The organism is Gammaproteobacteria bacterium (assembly GCA_036381015.1).
In the GTDB taxonomy this organism is placed as follows: Bacteria; Pseudomonadota; Gammaproteobacteria; order Steroidobacterales; family Rariloculaceae; genus ZC4RG20.
In genome coordinates, this window is the sequence record DASVDR010000013.1 from 1 (window position 1) to 15946 (window position 15946).

The window sequence follows — 15946 nt, forward strand, 5'->3', positions numbered from 1 at the left end:
CGGGCGGACGACGCTGCGCGAGCTCAACCGCCGTGCGGGTCTCTCGATCGATGCGGACACGGCGCGCTGCCGGTGGACCGGCGAGCGCATGGACTATCACTTCGCCGTCGGCTTGCTCTGCGACCGGATCGACGAGGCGCGGAGAAGGACGGCGCTGCCGCAAGCCTGACACACCCGCGGAGGCGTGACACTCCGGCGGAGTCGGTGACGCACTCGCAGGGACGGAGTGCACCGGCCGAGACGGCATTCTCGGGAAGCACCGGCGGGGGACGGAAGCACCGGCGGAGTCGGTGAACGCACCGGCAGAGTCAGACCGGCGGGGGACGGCGTGCATCCGCGCATCGGTGAACGCACCCGCGGGGGCAGTCGACGCGCCGCTGTCCGTCCCCTATATAATCGAGGCGCCAGGGTGCATTCCGTCGTCGGCCCATGGCCGGCGGAATCGACAACGACAAGACAAGGACAACCAACGATGGCACATAGATATGCTGGGGGTTGCGATCACGTTCACACCCACTCGGACAGCGAGCCGATCGACAACCACATTTGCCACTGCTCGGTCTGCAAGCGCGTCACGGGCCAGGAATCGACCCATGTCGTCTTCTTCAAGCATGGCGATCTGCAGGTCGACAACGGCGCGAGCCTGAAGCGCCAGCCGTTCAACGATCAGAACCCGAACGGGCCGCTCGAGCTTTGCACGTGCGCGACCTGCGGGGCGCCGATCATGCTCGACGACAAGCAGCGGCGGATCCGCGTGATCGTGCCGAACCTGATGGGGTACGACTCGGCTCGGCTGCAGCCGACGTATCACGCGTTCTTCGACGCGTCCTCAGGCGGTCAACGCCCGAACGACGGCCGCCCGGTCTACGAGGGCCTGCGCCCCGACTTCGTCTGGCCGGCTTCCGCCTGACCGTTCTCGTCTTCGGGCCGGGGCCGCGCGCGACGCCGAGCGGCCCCGGCGCCGAGCGACTCTGACGTGGAGACTCTGACGCCCCAGCGGCCCGGGCGCCGCGACTCCGCGCGTAGCGGCCCCCGCGTCGAGCAGCCCTCGGGTCGCCCTTGAGAGCCGGCCCCGGCTCCGAGGCGGCTCAGCGCGTACGTCAGCGCGTGTACGCGATCCGGTAAATCACGTCTCCGTCGTCGTCGCTCAAGAGCAGCGAGCCGTCGCTCGCCTGCACGAGGCTCGAAGGCCGCGCCCAGGGTGCGCCGTCCTCGGTGATGAAGCCGACCAGGAAGTCGACGTACTCGCCGGTCGGCACGCCGTTCTCGATCGGGACGCGCACGACCTTGTGGCCGGTGCGGTCCTCGCGGTTCCAGGAGCCGTGGAACACCGCGAAGGCATCGCCGACGTACTCGTCGGGAAACGCCGCGGGGCCCGAGCTCTCGGTGTAGAACGTGAACCCGACCGCGGCGGAATGCGCCTGATACGGCACGTCCGGCGTGATCGTCTTGCCGGCAAGGTCCGGCCGCTCGCCTTCGTGCCGCGGGTCCTCGTTGTCGCCCATGTAGTACCACGGCCAGCCGTAGAAGCCGCCTTCTCGTACTCGCGTGGAGTAGTCCGGGACGAGGTTGTCGCCGAGGCCGTCCCGCTCGTTCACGGTGCACCAGAGATCGCCGGTGTCGGGCTGAATCGCGAGCGCCACGCAGTTGCGGATGCCTGTGGCGAACATCTTGCCCGGCTCGTCGGAGCCGACCTCGAACACGAGCACGCCGGCCCGATTGGTCTCGTCGCCCCATGCGGCGCCGAGCCCGTGCTCGGCTTCCCACGCCTGGATCTCCTCCGGCGTCTTCTTCGGCATGTCCTCGGCCACGTTCGATTCCGACCCGACCGAGACGAACATGCGCTCGCCGTCCGGCGAAAAGACGAGATCGCGCGTGTAGTGCCCCTCCGTGGTCTCCGCGAGCTGCGGCACGACGACCTCCGGCTCGCCTGACGCCTCCGTGTCGCCGGCGTCGTAGGCGTATCGAACGACGCGGTTGTTCTCGGCGACGTACAGCCACTCGGGCTCGTCCGCGGGGTAGAACTGCATGCCGAACGGCCGCGTCAGGCCTTCCGCGAACGTCGTGGTGCTCGCGACGCTCGCCCCGTCGGCCGAAGGACGCAGCACCTTGATGCGCCCGGCGCGCGTCTCGGCCACGAAGATGTCGCCGTTCGGCGCGACGCGCATCGTGCGCGGACCGTCGACGTCGCGCGTGAAGACGTCGATCGTGAACCCGGACGGGAGCTCGAGGGAGGCGCTATCGGGCTTCGGCACGACGCGCGGAAAGTTCACGTTCGAAGGCGTCGCGAAGGGCTCGGGCAGCGCGGCGACGTCGATGCGGTGGACGCGGCCGGGCGCGTCGTTCGTCCAGTCGGGTGCGTTCTGCGAGCTTTGTGCCGAGGCGGGGCTCGAAAGGAGCATCGGCGCGATCAGCACGACGGCGGCGCCGGCGAGGGCGAAGCGTGGAATCAGCATGTCATCCCCCGATCGATTCGGAATTCGTGTTCGCGGAGCATTTTGACACAATCGGCCGGGTGGGGGATTCGCCGGCCCGCGTGGGTCACCGGCTTCGCAGCACGTCGACCGCATTCGCCCGGGCCGCCCGCCTGGCCGGCAGGAACGCGGCAAAAGCCGCCGCGGCCAGCAACAAGGCGACGCTGCCCGCGAACGTGACTCCGTCGAGTGGAGCGACGCCGAACAGCAAGCTTTCGAGCCCTCGCGCCGCGAGCACGGCCAGCACCAGGCCTCGAGGATCTCGGCGAGCGCTTCGCGGATCGCGATCTCACCGCTGCGGGAGATGCCGCGCGCCAGCAGGAGGTTCGCGAGATTGCTGCATGAGGAACGAGTACATGAGCGCAGCCTTCTCGAAGCGGTTTTCGACGCCGATCGTGTGACGTGCCCGCTCCGAGACGCAACGACCGTGCCAGCCCGCGGGCGCCCTCCAGGCCGTTGATTGTTCGCGATTCTCCGCGCCCACCGCGGCCGCCGCGCTCGGGCCGTCCCAGGAGCGGGCGCTGCCGTCCCGCATGCGGGACGAGGGGCCGTGTCTGCGTGCGGGGTCCCGGTCGAGCATCCCATATGGATATTTGCGGACCGCGCGACTAGAGTGCCGCGCATGGCGAAGCGAACCCGTTTGACCCACGGAGAGGTCTACGATTACGTGCTCCAGGCGTCGTCACGGGAGCCGGAGGTGCTCGCGCGGCTGCGCGAAGCCACGGCCCCCGTCGCGCAGAGCGAGATGCAAATCGGCCCGGATCAGGGGCAGCTGATGGCGCTGCTCGTGAGGCTGATCGGCGCGCGCCGCTGCCTCGAGATCGGGACGTACACGGGCTATTCGGCGCTGGCCGTTGCGCTCGCGCTGCCCGCCGACGGCGAGGTGATCACGTGCGACGTGAACGCCGAATGGACGGCGATCGGCCGGCGGTTCTGGCGCGAGGCGGGCGTCGAGTCGCGGATCGACCTGCGTCTCCGGCCGGCGCTCGAGACGCTCGACGAGCTGCTCGCGGCCGGCGAGGCCGGGCGGTTCGACTTCGCGTTCCTCGACGCCGACAAGCCGAACTATCTCGTGTACCACGAGAAGCTTCTGCAGCTGATCCGGCCCGGCGGACTGATCGCCGTCGACAACACGCTCGCGATCTCCGGCGCGCCGATCATTTCGCAGGAGACGGTGAACGCGAAGGCGCTGCGCGAGTTCAACGACTTCGTGCGCACGGACGAGCGCGTGGATCTCGCGATGCTCACCGTCGGCGAAGGCCTGACCCTGTTCCGCAAGCGCGGGTAGGCGCCGATCGGCCGGCGCCGCGGCCCGACGCCGCATGGCTGGCGCCGCGATTACCGCGGGCGCGCGCACTCGGTCGAGGTCAGAGGCGGCCGCGGGAGGATAGAGGCGCCCGCGGGCTCGGCCCGCGCGCCGGTCAGCGCTTGTCGACGACGACGACCCCTTCCTTCAGAACGACCTTCGCGTTCAGCATGTTCCAGTAGCCTTCCATCGGGTTGCCGTCGACGAGCACGATGTCGGCGAGCTTGCCGGCCTCGAGCGTGCCGAGCTCGTCCGCCATGTTGATGTAGGCGGCCGTGTTCGGCCCCATCAGCCGGACGATGTCCTGCATCGAGAACATCACGTTGTAGGACTCGAGCTCATGCCGAAGCCCCGCGAGCGGGTCGTAGCGCGAGTCCGTGCAGTAGCCGAGCACGGCGCCCTCGTCCCAGACGGTTCTCGCGTTGACGATCGTGTAGCCGATCTCCGTGCCGAGCGCGCGGCCCTGCGCGTCGCGATTCGCGCCGGCAATCGATTCCGGCCACGGCTCCCCGTTGCGAAAGCGCGGCTCGTTGTCCTCGGCGAACACGCCGAAGATCGGCGCGCCGAAGCCGATCGTCGCGAGGATCAGCGTGTCGGTGTCGGCGAGCATCCTGGCCGCGTCGCGGTCGACGAAGTCCTTGTTCGGGAGGTGGACCAGGCGCCGCACGCCCGCCTCGACGGCCGCGACCATCGCGGCCGTGCTGACCGCGTGCACCTGCACCGTGACGCCGGCCTTCGCGGCCTCGTCGACGACCGCCTGGAGCACCTCGATCTCGTGCAGGCTCGGGCGCGGCAACGGCGTGAGCGCGATCTCGCCGGTGAACTTCACGCCCATGGCCGCCATCTCGCGAACGGCCGCCCGGGCCGATTCCGGCGTCTCGTCCGCGAGCCGGATCCGCCCCGACGGGATGATCCGCGGCCCGTTGATCTCGCCGCTCTCGATCCGGTCGCGCAGCACGATGTTGCCGTCGGCCGGCCCGCCGCCGGAGAGGATGGTCGTGTAGCCCGCTTCGAGCAGCGCCTGCATTTCCTCCTTCTCGTTCGGGCCGGTGTTGATGTGGCGGTGCGCATCGATGAAGCCGGGCATCGCCGTCATGCCGCGCGCGTCGATCGTCGTCAACCCTCCGGTGTCGGTCCCGCCGCTCGCGACCTCGGCGATTCTCCCGTCGCGGACGACGATCGTTCCGGACTCGATCACACTGCCGTTGCCGACGATGATCCGCGCGTTCGTGATCGCGACGTCCTGCGCGGCCGCGAAGCTCGGGCAGAGCGCGAAGAGGAAGGCGGCGACGGCGAGCGGGGCTTGGGGCGTGCTCTTCATTATTTCTCTCCCCCGAGAGTCGAGTTGAGGCTCCGCGAGCCCTCGCGTATCAAAGCCGGAGCGCCGGGGGGGCGTCAAGTCGCGCGCCGGCGAGAGCGCCGCGACGCGCGAGGTGCGCCCGCGGAGCGCAAGGCGCACCCGCGAAGCGCGAGCACACCCGCGAAGCGCCAGGCGCACCGATGAACCTATTCGCCCGCGGAGGGCACATACGACCGCCGTTCGATGCCAAAGAACAAGAGGGGAGGATCGGAAACATGTGCAGACGGCTCGTCGTGCTCGCTCTCGGCCTCGGCTTGGCCGGCGTCGCCGCCGGGGCGCCCCCGCAGCGCTTCTCGGCCCAGCTCTTCGGCTTCGACCTGAACGGCCGGCCGGTGACCACCAACGCGGTCGGCCACGCGGTCGTCGAGGTGATCGACGGCGGCACGGCGCTGTCCTTTCGAGTGGAGGTTGCGGGGATCGAGAATCTCCTGATGGCGCACATTCACGTGGCCCCCGAGCCGGTCGAGGTCACCGATCCGGCCGGCCCGATCGCCTACTGGATCACCGGCGGGCCGCCGCCGGAGACGACGGTGACGGAGCGCGTGAACGGCAGCCTCGGCGCCGGCTTCGTCATCACGGACGGCCAGGTCGACGACTGGAACCCGCTCGAAGAAGGCAGCGGCACCGTGCAAGGGCTGATCGACGCGATCTTGCAGGGACGCGCGTCCGTGGTCGTGCATACCGACGACCTCGACCCGTCGACGCCCACGGGCAGGGCCGGCGATTCGCGCGCGGGGGAGATCCGCGGCACGCTGCGGTAACGCGCGCCGCGCTCGTCCCTCGCGGCCGTTTTCTTGCCTTTCGCGCTTGCGTCGGCGCCAGCCTCGGCGCCGGCGCTGGCCTTCGCGTCGGCGCCGGCCTCGACGCGATTCGCGATCAACGGAACTCGTCGATCAGGCCGTCGAGCGACATCTGCACGTGAAAGTCTTCCCAGTCGAATTCCGAGCGCACGACGGCTTCGACGTCCTCGCGCGACTTGCCCTGGCTCACGAGCTCCGAAAGCGTCTCGCTGAAACGCTTCGCGCGCTCGAGATACGCCTCGAGATCCGCCCGGGTCGAGACCAGCCCGTGGCCCGGGACGACCGTCTCGAAGTCGAGCTCGAGCGCCGCTTCGATCGCCTTCGGCCACTCCTTCGCGCTGCCGCCGCCCGCATAGTCGACGAGCTGCGCGGAGGTGCCCTCGCCGTTCGCGAAGATGTCGCCGGTGGCGAGCACGCCGTGATCCGGGAAGAGCACGACGAGGTCGCCGTCGGTGTGTGCCCGGCCCACCTTGTGGAGCTCGACGGTCTTCCCGCCGATGTAGATCGTCGCGCGGTCGCTCACCGTCATGTCCGGCAGCCCGGGCTGATTCAGCGCGACCATCCGCGCCCGTGCTTCGTCGGACGCGACCGCGATGGCGTCGAGCGCCTGGAGCTTGGCGTTGCCGCCGCTGTGATCCGCATGGTGGTGCGTATTGATCACATACACGACCGGCTGATCCGTCACCGTTCGCAGCATCGCCATGATGTTGTCGTGATCGATCTCGAACTTGTCGTCGACGAGCAGCACCCCTTCGTCGGTGATCAGCGCGGTGACGAGACCCGGCACCGCCGGGTTGCTGATGACGTACATGTCGTCGCGCAGCTCGATCAGCTCGAGCGGCGCGGGCTCGGTGCCGAATTGCGCCAGCGCGAGCTGCGAGGCCAGCAGCGCTGGAGCAGCGCTGCACCATCGCCGAACGTTCTCGTTCATGGTTCCTCCCACGGCCGACCGCTCGCCGGCCCGAGCGGCGATGGTACTACAGGGGACGGAATCCACGGCCGCCGCGCGAAGCTGCCAAGTCTTGCGTCCGGCCGAGATGCTGGACGATGATGGGGCCGGGATCGATCCAGGCGGGGGAGCTTCAGTCATGCCTAGAACGTCGCTGATCCTTGGTTGCGTCGCGTCCCTCGGGTTTGCCGCCGCGGCGAGCGCTCAGCCGCCCGGCATCACGCCCGAGATGATCGCCACGGCCCTGCCCCTCGAGGGTGCGCCGAAAGCGGTGCCCGGGCCTTACGACGTCGTCTCGGAGCCGGCCTTCGGCTCGCCGGGCCACGTCGTCTTCCGCCCCGCCGATCTCGACGCGTTTCCCGAGCAGGACACGCTGCCGGTGATGGCGTGGGGGAACGGGGGCTGCGCGATCAACAGCCGCCGCTACTCCGGGTATCTGACGACGATCGCCTCGCACGGCTTCCTCGTGATCGCCACGGCCGCCGAGGAAGGCGCGGAGCGCCGGCGCGCCACCGACGACGACCTCCGCGCGGCGCTCGATTGGGCGGAAGCCGAGAACGCGCGTGACGGGTCGCCGCTCGAAGGCAAGATCGCCACCGATCGCATGGCCGTGATGGGCCAGTCCTGCGGCGGCTTCCTCGCGATCAGCCTCGGCGCCGATCCCCGCGTCGACACGATCGGCGTCTTCAACTCCGGCGTTCAGGCCGCGCGCCCCGACGCGCCGCCGTCGGCGTTTCCGACGGCCGACGCGCTTCCCGCTCTGCACGGGCCGGTGCTGCTCGTGAACGGCCACGAGCGCGACTTCATGATGGAAGCCTCGGCCGCGACCTTCGACGCGATCGACCACGTGCCCGCCTTCTACGGCGCCCGGCACAACGCCGGCCACACGGCGACCGTCGATCACCCGGGCGGCGGCGAGTTCGCGAACGTCGCGTCGAGCTGGCTGCGCTACACGCTGAAGGGCGACGCGGAGGCCGCCGCGATGTTCGTCGGCGAGAACTGCGAGCTCTGCACGAATCCGAACTGGGACACCCGCTCGAAGGGGCTGAGCGCGCCGACGGCGGCGACTGCACCGGCGAAGGGCACGCTCGAGCGGATCACCGTGCACGGCGCCTCGCTCGAAGGCAACCTCGAAGGCGACGATCCGAACCGCGAGGTGTTCGTCTATCTGCCGCCGAGCTACGCGTCGTCGCCGGCGCGCCGTTATCCGGTCGTCTATTTCCTGCACGGCTACGGCGTCGGCGCCGAAAGGTACGTCGATCTTCTCGGCTGGCCCGAGTCGCTCGACGCGGCGATCGCAGACGGTGCGCGCGAGATGATCGTCGTGCTGCCGGACGCGTACACGCGCTACAACGGCAGCATGTACTCGAGCTCGCCGACCACCGGGGATTGGGAATCGTTCGTCACGAAGGATCTCGTCGCGTATGTCGACGAGCATTACCGGACGGTCGCGAGCCCCGGGAGCCGGGGCCTTTCGGGGCACTCGATGGGCGGCTACGGCACGATGCGGATCGGCATGAAGCACCCGGGCGTCTTCGGCGCGCTGTATGCGATGAGCTCGTGCTGTCTGATGAACCGCGCGCCGTCCGAGGAGGCCGTGCAGGCGCAGCTCGAGCGCACGGCCGACGGCACTCCGTCCTCCGGCGGCGGCTTCGGCAACGTCCTGCTCGCGCAGGCGGCTGCGTGGGCGCCGAACCCGCAAAACCCGCCGCTCTATCTCGACTGGCCGTACGTGGACGGCGAGCCGCAGCCGATCGTGCAGGCCAAATGGGCAGCCAACTCGCCGCTGGTGCTCGTCGATCAGTACGTGACGAGCTTGAACGGCTACCGCGCGATCGCGCTCGACGTCGGCAACGAGGACCGGCTCAGCGAGAGCAACGAGCAGCTGGACGAAGCGCTCACGCGCCTCGGCATCGAGCACACGTTCGAGATCTACGAAGGCAACCACGGCAATCGCGTCGCGCAGCGCTTCCGCGAGAACGTGCTGCCGTTCTTCGCGCGCTATCTCGATTAGCCGAGGCAGGCGGCGCGGGCGGACTACCTCATCCGAAATCGATGTCGACCTCGTCGTGCCGCGCTTCGTAGCCGATGCGGCGGTAAATGGCGTTGGAGGTCGCATTGCTTAGGTCGGTGTAGAGGCAGCAGAAGCGATAACCGTCGGCGAGCAGCAATCGGCTCAGCACCGCCACGGCGACGGTCGCATAGCCCCGCCGCCTCTCCTCGCGAGGCGTGTACACGGCGTTGACGCACACGCCGCTCGGCGTATCGCGCGCCGCCGCCACCATGCATCGCGGTCCGCCGTCGTCCCAGAAATAGAGCCGGCCGGACGCGAGAAGCCGTAACGCGAGCCTCTCCGGGTCTTCGAGGACGTCGACGTCGCGCACGAAATTGCGCGTCCATTCGAGAACGAGCGGCAATTCCTCGGCAGCCGCCGGGCGAAGCTCGCCGTCGGGCGGATGCTCGGGGAAGATCACGCGCGTCAGGACGTGAAGCCTGAGGCGCATTCGCACCCTCCACTCCGCACGGAAGCGAAGCGCCCACTCTTCGGCGAACCGCTCCGCCTCGGCGACCGGACCGCCGACGCCCGTAACGCGGCCGCAAGCCTCGTGCACGTCTTCGACGAGGCAGGCAGCCGCGTCCGGCGGTAGCGTGGTGATTCTGACGCGGTGCGGCGGCGTCCGAAACGCGCAGCCGACGACGTCGCCGTTGCGCTCGACCGTCGCCCAGTAGATGCTCGATGCGTCGTCCGCCTCGGCGCGGACGCGCCGCGCGATGCCGAGCGCCACGTTGTTCTCGGCCTCGGCGCGCAACAGCCAGGGCTCCGCCGCGCCGAGAAACGCCGACGCGCTCGAGTATCTTCGTATTCGCACAGTCGGCATGATCGGATGCTTGCGGCGACGAGAGAAACCAAGTCTACGCTGCGGCCGCGGCGCCGGCGATTCCGGCCGGCGCCGCGGCCGAGGTCTCGGCTACAGCGCCAGGAAAGGCACGCCGCGCAGCGCCTGCACGAACGTGTAGCCGACGAGGGCCACCCAGCCGAGCGCACCGAGCAGGACCGCGCCACACGCGCGCGGCCGGCCGAGCGCGACGGCGAGCAGACCGAGCGCGGGCATGGCCTGCTGCGCATGCAGCGCGAAGAAGTGCGCGACGCGAAGGTCGCCGCCCGTGCGCGACCAGCCGAGCAGCGGCAGACCCTGCGCGTCGGACGCCACGCCGCCGACCCAGTGCGCGCCGCTCGTCGACATGTAGCCGGCGGTGATCAGCGTCGCGCCGAACGCGATCACCGCGCCGGCGACGATCCCCCAGCGCAGCGCCGGCGCGATCGGCACGGCGCGCTGGCGCGCGATCATGACGCCCTGCACGAGAATCGCGCCGATCAGCACGAGCGAGGCGAGACCGCCGACGGCGTACGCCGCCTGTGAGAGCAGCGACGACGTGTTGAAGTGCGACGTCGTGCCGTTCGCGGCGGCGGCCACGATCCAGGTCATCTCGTAGACCGCGGCCGCGATCGCGCCGCGGATCACGAGCTTACCGGCAAGGGTGCGCTGCGCGGCGCGCGGCAGGTAGCCGAACGCCCACGCGAGCGTCGCGAAGTAGACGGTCAGCGACACGAAGAACTTCGTCGGCTTGATCCACACATCCACTCCGTTGACGGTGCGCGCATCGACGAGCATCGCAAGAAGGCACGGGACGGCGCCTAGCAGCGCGATCGCGGCCGCGGCCGCGAGCGCCGGCTGGCGCCGGTGCAGGATGCGGAACGAGTGTGCGGCCGCGCGCAGGCGCGCGACCGGCGCACGAGCTTCGACACGGCTGTCGGCGACGCGGGGCGCGGCGTCGGCGGCGGAGAACGGCGTTTCGCAGACGGATGACATGCTCGGGCCTCTCCATGTAGACAATGTCTAGTTTGTGAGAGGCCACGGTAGACGCTAAACTAGACAATGTCAAGTTAGAGCGGTGGACGAGAGGGCGGGCCGCCGCTCGGAACGGAAACCTGCCGCCCGGATCGGGGACTCATGGCCGAATCGAAGAAGCGGGCGCCGGCGCGGAAGAACGCGAAGCGCCATTACCACCACGGCGACCTGCGCCGCGCGCTGCTCGGGGCCACCGAGGCGCTGCTCGAATCCTCGGGCGTCGAAGGCTTCACGCTGCGCGAGGTCGCCCGGCGGGCGGGCGTCTCTCACGGTGCTCCCGCGCATCATTTCGGCGACGTGCGCGGTCTCTTGTCCGAATTCACGGCCGAGTCGTTCGCGCAGCTTTCGGAGTCGATGCGCCGGCGGCGCGCCGAGGCGGCCTCCGGCGCCTTCGAGCAGCTCGTCGCGAGCGGGATCGGCTACGTCGAGTACGCGCTGGCGCATCCGGCCCGCTTCCAGCTCATGTTCCGCAGCGAGCGGCTCGATTCGAACCGTGCGTCGTTGGCCGCGGCCGGCGCCGGTGCCTTCGGTCAGCTCGTCGAGTGCATCGATCGGGTGAGCCGCGAAGCCGGCGCGCCGCCCGACCTGGACACGGACAAGATCGCGCTCGCTTGGTCGATCGTGCACGGCTTCGCGACGCTCGCGATCGACAACCGAAACTTCGCCGAACGCGTCTCCGGCGGATCGCGCGCCCGCGCGCTCGCAACGGTGCGGCGGCTGCTCGAATCGAGCAGAGCCGCGTTCGAGCGGCGCGGCTAGCACGCCCGCCCCGACGCTCGCCGCGTCGCTCGGCGGGTTGCGCTCCGGTGCGCGATCGGGGGTGCCCGCGGCGGCCTTTGTCTGCTAACGTCGCGAGAAGGTCGCTCCGGGGGGAATATCATGACCGATCGGAAACGAGACGAGCGGCGAGCCGATCCCACGCGCGAGAAGGGCCTGAGCCGGCGAGAGTTCGTCACGGGAAGCGCCGCGGGCCTCGGCGCGGCCGCGCTCTTCGAAGCGGGCGGCGCCGCCGCGCAACGCGCCTCGGGCGTCGACGGCATCGAGTGGCACTACGAGTTCGACGTGGTCGTCGCCGGCGCGGGGTGCGCCGGGCTCACGGCGGCGATCCGCGCGCGCGATCTCGGCGCGAGCGTCCTCGTCGTCGAGCAGAACTTCGACGTCGGCGGCCGGATGCTGCATAGCGGGTCGTTCGTCTCCCTCGGCGGCGGCGACCCGGTTCAGCTCCGGGACATGAAGGGCGAAAGCGACAAGGAAGGCTTCGTCACGATGGCGCCGGTGGAAGCGCCGGAAGAGCTCGACGACGACGTGGAGCTCTTGTTCAAGGACATCACCGACTGGTCGATCGTCGATCATCGGGGCGCGGCGCCCTACCGCTACAACGAGCCCGAGCTCGTCCGCGCCTGGGCGGAGAACTGTCCCGCGACGCGCCAGTTCCTGATGGAGAACTACGTCCGTTTCGGGCGGATCAACGGCACGCACGTGGGCGGCGGCATGTCGCGCGCGAGGGGAGCCGTCTGCTTCCTGATGCTCGGCGACGAGACGGACATCAAGGCGGGCACGATCACGAAGGAAGATGCGGGGCTCGCCGATCCGGAGCGCACGAGCCCGTTTGCGCCGGTGCAGATGAACAACGCGACGCGCTTCGTCGCCCCGAACGCGGTCAGCAACGGCGTCGCGCTCGCGCGCCCGCTCGAGTTCTCCGCGCGCGAGAAGGGCGTGCGGTTCATGTTGAACCGCCGCTTCGCCGAGCTCGTGCGCGAGCAGCCGTTCGCGGGCAGGGTGATCGGCATCCGCGCGCACTACTCGCCGCGCTTTCATCCGGAGACCGGCGAGCGCCTCGAAAGCTACTGGCGCAACGGCAACATCGACGAGCGGCGCGACGTCGTGCACATCCGGGCGCGCAAGGCCGTGATCCTCGCGAGCGGCGGGCATGCCGGGAATCCCGAAGTGCGCAGCATGTTCTACCCGGCGCTGCGGGAGCCCGCGTTCCCGACGAGCGGCTTCGCGCTGCTCGGCCCGCACAGCCAGGACGCGAGCGCGCTGATCGCGGGGCTGAGGATCGGCGCGAACCTCGCCGGGATGCAGCAAAATCTCTGCGGCCTCACTTATCACATCTCGACGCGCCTCGGCACGCGCGATGCGTACACCGGCATGATGCCGGGACACCCGACGTTCGGCTTTCGCGGCTCCGCCGGGCTCAACGTCGGCAGCGCGGGCTTCGAGGAGCTGATCGCCGTGAATCAGGTCGGCAAGCGCTTCTTCAACGAGGTGCGCCTGCCGCGAAGAGCCGGCGGCGGCCAGTATCCGGGCGGCGGCGTCGCGCCGCACGCCGGGATCGAGCACAAGCCGACGGACTGGCGCAACTGCCGGCACGAGTGGCTCCAGCAGACGTACAGCTACGACCACGGCCTCGAAGCGGCGCTCGCGCTGAACGAGGGCTCGCAGCCGCCGCACTATTACTCGGGGCCGCTTTGGGCGATCTTCGACCAGGCCGCGGTCGATCGAAACGAGTGGACGCTCCGCTATCCGTACGTCGCGGACAACGGCTATTTCTTCAAGGCCGACACGATCGAGGAGCTCGCGCGGAAGATCGAAGCCGGCCACGAGTTCCAGCGCGTGCCGCTGAAGTATCTGGCCGAGACCGTGGCCAAGTGGAACGGCTACGTGGACGCGGGCGCCGATCCCGACTTCGAGCGCGAGGCCGATGCGCCGATGCAGCGCATCGACACGCCGCCGTTCTACGCGCTCTCGATCATGGTCATCTGGCACGACTCTTACGGCGGCTTGCGCTGCAACGGCAAGCAGCAGGTCATCGATTTGCAAGGGCAGCCGATCCCGGGCCTGTACGCGGGCGGCGAGGCGGTCGGCGGCTTCAACAAGCACGGGCTCGGCAAGGGACACGTGCACGGATTCATCGCCGGCACGAACGCGGCGCAGGAGCCCGCCTGACGGCGCGCGCCGGCGGAAGCGCCGGCGCGCTCGAAGCTTCGCGATCCGGATCATCGATGCGGAGGGCCCGAAAATGACCGCAGAGAGCCATCGTCGAACTCTCGTCGTGTGGGACGTGCCGAGCGCGATCGAGCGCGGCGCGACGTTCAACGTCAAGGTCGGCCTGAAGTGCGCCGCGGAGTGCGAGCCGGACACGTGGGTGATCGGGATTCGCGACGCCGACGGCCGCGTGCTCGCCTCGAGAAGGGTCGGCAGCGAGCCGTGGCTCGGTACCGCGCTCTATTACGCCGAAGCCGAGCTCACGGCCCCGACGCCGAGGGGCTTCACGCCTGGGAAGCGATCGCGCCGGCCGTCGAGGGCGGCGGCGAAGACGACGGCGGACACGACGAGGCGCGTGCGGGCTTCAACGTCCGAGTCGTGCCGGCGCCAGAGTGCCGCTTGACCGTCGTCGCCGTCGACAGGCAGAGCGGGTTACCCGTGAAGGGCGCCCGCGTCGTCGCTCACCCGTACCGCGCGGTGACGGACGAGCGCGGCGTCGCGGAGCTGCACGTACCGAAGGGCGCTTATCGGCTCTTCGTCTCCAGCCGCGCCTACTTTCCGTTCCGCCGCGACGCCGAGGCCACGGCGGACGCGACGATCAGGGCGGAGCTCGAGGCGGATTCGGGGCCGAGCGACGCGGAGCTCTGGCCCTGATTCCGCCGCGAGCGGCACGCCTGCCGACGACCGCGAGGCGGCTCGGCGCCGTGACCGCCGCGTGGCTCGCCGCGGCCGCGGCGCTCGGCATGGATGCGCGCCCCGCCGGAGCCGACGAGCCGGCCGCGCAGGCCCATGCCGCGGAGCGCCGGCGCGAGCGCGGCGCTCGCGCCTCGATATGGGACGGCGTCTACACCGAGGCGCAGGCGAGGAGGGGCGAGTACGTGTACCCGGGCCCGTGCGGCCGCTGTCACGGCGTGCGCTTGAACGGCGCGCCCGACGACCCGGACATGCTCCCGGCGCCGCCGATCGCGGGCCGGAAGTTCTTGCGCAAGTGGGACGGACGATCGCTCGCCGCGTTGCTCGAGTACGTCCGCACGACGATGCCCGAGAACAATCCGCGCTCGCTTTCCGACGGCGAGTACGCGGACCTCGTCGCCTACATGCTTCTCGTCAGCGGCGCACCGGCCGGAACCGCGGAGCTGCGGCCCGAGCCCGGCGCGCTGTCGGGAATCGAAATACGCAACGCCCCGTAGGCGGCGACGCTGCGCGTCAACTGACGTCGTGCCTCGGTGCGGGCGTCGAGCGGCGGACGGTCGTGAGCCGCTGTGCGCGCCTGACCGCCTTGACCTCTTTGCCCTCGATGCGCAGCCGCTGCCGCGCTTCCTCGATGCGTCTCATCAGTGATTCGTCGACCGGATTCACGGGACGACGAAGCTCTCGGTGACCGCCGATGAACAACCGGGTCATGGTCGTTACCCCCTTTGTTGTTTTCGCAAGCTCGCTTTTGCAATCGGCATGCCACGCTGCAGCGAGCCGCACGAGCTCGCCCCTCCGTTCTCGGTCCGGGTAATGTGCCTGTAATGAGCCCGTCCCAAGGCCGGAAATCATCCGGTAAGCCCGCCCCTCCTCGGCGGCCGCCGCGGCTTTCCAAGATTTTGGTTCTGTCTCTGCAATTTTTGCGTACCCGGACGGGGCCGAGGCGGAAGAACCCGGCGGCTCCGCCGGCCGCGCCCATCGCCGGGGGCCGCATCCGGGCGTAACCGCGTCGTGATATGGTTAGGACCGAGGATGATGGACGAATCGGTCAACGTATTCGGCGAGCCGCTCGAAAGCTGCAGCGAGCGTCCGCGCACCGGCTTCTTCCGCGACGGGTGCTGCAACACCGGCGCGCAGGACATCGGCTCGCATACCGTCTGCGTCGAGGTGACGAAGGAGTTTCTCGAGTTCTCCCGCTTCCGCGGCAACGATCTTTCGACCCCGATGCCCCAGTTCGATTTCCCGGGCCTACGTCCCGGCGACCGCTGGTGCCTGTGCGCCGCCCGCTGGCTCGAGGCCTACGAGCACGGCATGGCGCCTCGCGTTCTGTTGAAGAGCACGCATGCGCGTGCGCTCGAGATCGTGCCGCTCGCCGTGCTGAAGCAGTTCGCCGTGGACCTGAGCTGACGCCGTCCGCGACGCGTGCGGCCATTCGGAACGCTCGTCGATCGGAGCCGAGGCTCAC

At 69.7% G+C, this 15946-nt stretch carries 17 protein-coding genes; 10 read left to right on the forward strand and 7 right to left on the reverse strand.

Annotated elements, in window-relative coordinates; all coding sequences use genetic code 11:
* The first annotated feature begins 472 nt into the window (after positions 1–472).
* Positions 473–910, forward strand: coding sequence for a GFA family protein (locus VF329_05125; GenBank protein ID HEX7080374.1), 438 nt, complete (start codon positions 473–475; stop codon positions 908–910).
* Positions 911–1100: 190 nt separating this feature from the next.
* Here the strand turns inward: VF329_05125 and VF329_05130 are convergent, their stop codons facing one another.
* Positions 1101–2456, reverse strand: a complete 1356-nt coding sequence (locus VF329_05130) for a PQQ-dependent sugar dehydrogenase (protein HEX7080375.1) — start codon at positions 2454–2456, stop codon at positions 1101–1103.
* Between the two features lie 85 nt (positions 2457–2541).
* A complete protein-coding gene (locus tag VF329_05135; GenBank protein ID HEX7080376.1) occupies positions 2542–2721 on the reverse strand; it encodes a hypothetical protein in 180 nt (59 codons plus the stop codon).
* Between the two features lie 375 nt (positions 2722–3096).
* Here VF329_05135 and VF329_05140 point away from each other — a divergent pair, with 375 nt between their 5' ends.
* Entirely contained in the window at positions 3097–3762 is a 666-nt protein-coding gene (locus VF329_05140; protein ID HEX7080377.1) for a class I SAM-dependent methyltransferase, read from the forward strand.
* Positions 3763–3895: 133 nt separating this feature from the next.
* Here VF329_05140 and VF329_05145 read toward each other — a convergent pair whose 3' ends face one another.
* Positions 3896–5101 carry an amidohydrolase family protein gene (locus VF329_05145; GenBank protein ID HEX7080378.1) on the reverse strand — a complete coding sequence of 402 codons (1206 nt, stop codon included), beginning with the start codon at positions 5099–5101 and terminating at the stop codon, positions 3896–3898.
* Between the two features lie 254 nt (positions 5102–5355).
* Between VF329_05145 and VF329_05150 the strand changes: the two genes are divergently transcribed.
* Positions 5356–5901, forward strand: coding sequence for a CHRD domain-containing protein (locus VF329_05150; GenBank protein HEX7080379.1), 546 nt, complete (start codon positions 5356–5358; stop codon positions 5899–5901).
* Positions 5902–6016: 115 nt separating this feature from the next.
* On the opposite strand, the gene VF329_05155 is transcribed toward VF329_05150, so the two are convergent.
* Positions 6017–6871 carry an MBL fold metallo-hydrolase gene (locus tag VF329_05155; protein ID HEX7080380.1) on the reverse strand — a complete coding sequence of 285 codons (855 nt, stop codon included), beginning with the start codon at positions 6869–6871 and terminating at the stop codon, positions 6017–6019.
* A 157-nt stretch (positions 6872–7028) separates the two neighbouring features.
* On the opposite strand from VF329_05155, the gene VF329_05160 reads away from it, so the two are divergent.
* Positions 7029–8903 (forward strand): alpha/beta hydrolase-fold protein, encoded by a 1875-nt coding sequence (locus VF329_05160; GenBank protein ID HEX7080381.1) that lies wholly within the window; start codon positions 7029–7031, stop codon positions 8901–8903.
* Between the two features lie 28 nt (positions 8904–8931).
* Here the strand turns inward: VF329_05160 and VF329_05165 are convergent, their stop codons facing one another.
* Both VF329_05165 and VF329_05170 read right to left on the reverse strand, forming a co-directional pair.
* On the reverse strand, positions 8932–9759 hold the full coding sequence (locus tag VF329_05165) for a GNAT family N-acetyltransferase (GenBank protein HEX7080382.1): 828 nt from the start codon (positions 9757–9759) through the stop codon (positions 8932–8934).
* A gap of 99 nt (positions 9760–9858) precedes the next feature.
* Positions 9859–10761 carry a hypothetical protein gene (locus VF329_05170; GenBank protein ID HEX7080383.1) on the reverse strand — a complete coding sequence of 301 codons (903 nt, stop codon included), beginning with the start codon at positions 10759–10761 and terminating at the stop codon, positions 9859–9861.
* A gap of 141 nt (positions 10762–10902) precedes the next feature.
* On the opposite strand from VF329_05170, the gene VF329_05175 reads away from it, so the two are divergent.
* The 5 genes from VF329_05175 (at position 10903) to VF329_05195 (ending at position 14978) form a co-directional block, all read left to right on the forward strand.
* Positions 10903–11559 (forward strand): TetR/AcrR family transcriptional regulator, encoded by a 657-nt coding sequence (locus VF329_05175; GenBank protein ID HEX7080384.1) that lies wholly within the window; start codon positions 10903–10905, stop codon positions 11557–11559.
* A 120-nt stretch (positions 11560–11679) separates the two neighbouring features.
* Positions 11680–13749: an FAD-dependent oxidoreductase gene (locus VF329_05180; protein ID HEX7080385.1), complete on the forward strand. Its 2070-nt coding sequence runs from the start codon at positions 11680–11682 to the stop codon at positions 13747–13749.
* A gap of 73 nt (positions 13750–13822) precedes the next feature.
* A complete protein-coding gene (locus tag VF329_05185; protein ID HEX7080386.1) occupies positions 13823–14191 on the forward strand; it encodes a hypothetical protein in 369 nt (122 codons plus the stop codon).
* On the forward strand, positions 14188–14442 hold the full coding sequence (locus VF329_05190; protein HEX7080387.1) for a hypothetical protein: 255 nt from the start codon (positions 14188–14190) through the stop codon (positions 14440–14442). Before VF329_05185 ends, VF329_05190 begins: the two co-directional genes overlap by 4 nt.
* A 50-nt stretch (positions 14443–14492) precedes the next feature.
* On the forward strand, positions 14493–14978 hold the full coding sequence (locus VF329_05195) for a cytochrome c (GenBank protein HEX7080388.1): 486 nt from the start codon (positions 14493–14495) through the stop codon (positions 14976–14978).
* A 16-nt stretch (positions 14979–14994) separates the two neighbouring features.
* Here VF329_05195 and VF329_05200 read toward each other — a convergent pair whose 3' ends face one another.
* Positions 14995–15123 (reverse strand): hypothetical protein, encoded by a 129-nt coding sequence (locus VF329_05200; GenBank protein HEX7080389.1) that lies wholly within the window; start codon positions 15121–15123, stop codon positions 14995–14997.
* Between the two features lie 390 nt (positions 15124–15513).
* Between VF329_05200 and VF329_05205 the strand changes: the two genes are divergently transcribed.
* Positions 15514–15888, forward strand: coding sequence for a DUF2237 domain-containing protein (locus VF329_05205; GenBank protein ID HEX7080390.1), 375 nt, complete (start codon positions 15514–15516; stop codon positions 15886–15888).
* Positions 15889–15946 lie beyond the last annotated feature (58 nt).

Coding starts and splice junctions, on each gene's coding strand:
- VF329_05125 (HEX7080374.1), top strand. CDS start 473: ATGGCACATAGATATGCTGGGGGTTGCGATCACGTTCACACCCACTCG.
- VF329_05130 (HEX7080375.1), bottom strand. CDS start 2,456: ATGCTGATTCCACGCTTCGCCCTCGCCGGCGCCGCCGTCGTGCTGATC.
- VF329_05140 (HEX7080377.1), top strand. CDS start 3,097: ATGGCGAAGCGAACCCGTTTGACCCACGGAGAGGTCTACGATTACGTG.
- VF329_05145 (HEX7080378.1), bottom strand. CDS start 5,101: ATGAAGAGCACGCCCCAAGCCCCGCTCGCCGTCGCCGCCTTCCTCTTC.
- VF329_05150 (HEX7080379.1), top strand. CDS start 5,356: ATGTGCAGACGGCTCGTCGTGCTCGCTCTCGGCCTCGGCTTGGCCGGC.
- VF329_05155 (HEX7080380.1), bottom strand. CDS start 6,871: ATGAACGAGAACGTTCGGCGATGGTGCAGCGCTGCTCCAGCGCTGCTG.
- VF329_05160 (HEX7080381.1), top strand. CDS start 7,029: ATGCCTAGAACGTCGCTGATCCTTGGTTGCGTCGCGTCCCTCGGGTTT.
- VF329_05170 (HEX7080383.1), bottom strand. CDS start 10,761: ATGTCATCCGTCTGCGAAACGCCGTTCTCCGCCGCCGACGCCGCGCCC.
- VF329_05175 (HEX7080384.1), top strand. CDS start 10,903: ATGGCCGAATCGAAGAAGCGGGCGCCGGCGCGGAAGAACGCGAAGCGC.
- VF329_05180 (HEX7080385.1), top strand. CDS start 11,680: ATGACCGATCGGAAACGAGACGAGCGGCGAGCCGATCCCACGCGCGAG.
- VF329_05185 (HEX7080386.1), top strand. CDS start 13,823: ATGACCGCAGAGAGCCATCGTCGAACTCTCGTCGTGTGGGACGTGCCG.
- VF329_05200 (HEX7080389.1), bottom strand. CDS start 15,123: ATGAGACGCATCGAGGAAGCGCGGCAGCGGCTGCGCATCGAGGGCAAA.
- VF329_05205 (HEX7080390.1), top strand. CDS start 15,514: ATGATGGACGAATCGGTCAACGTATTCGGCGAGCCGCTCGAAAGCTGC.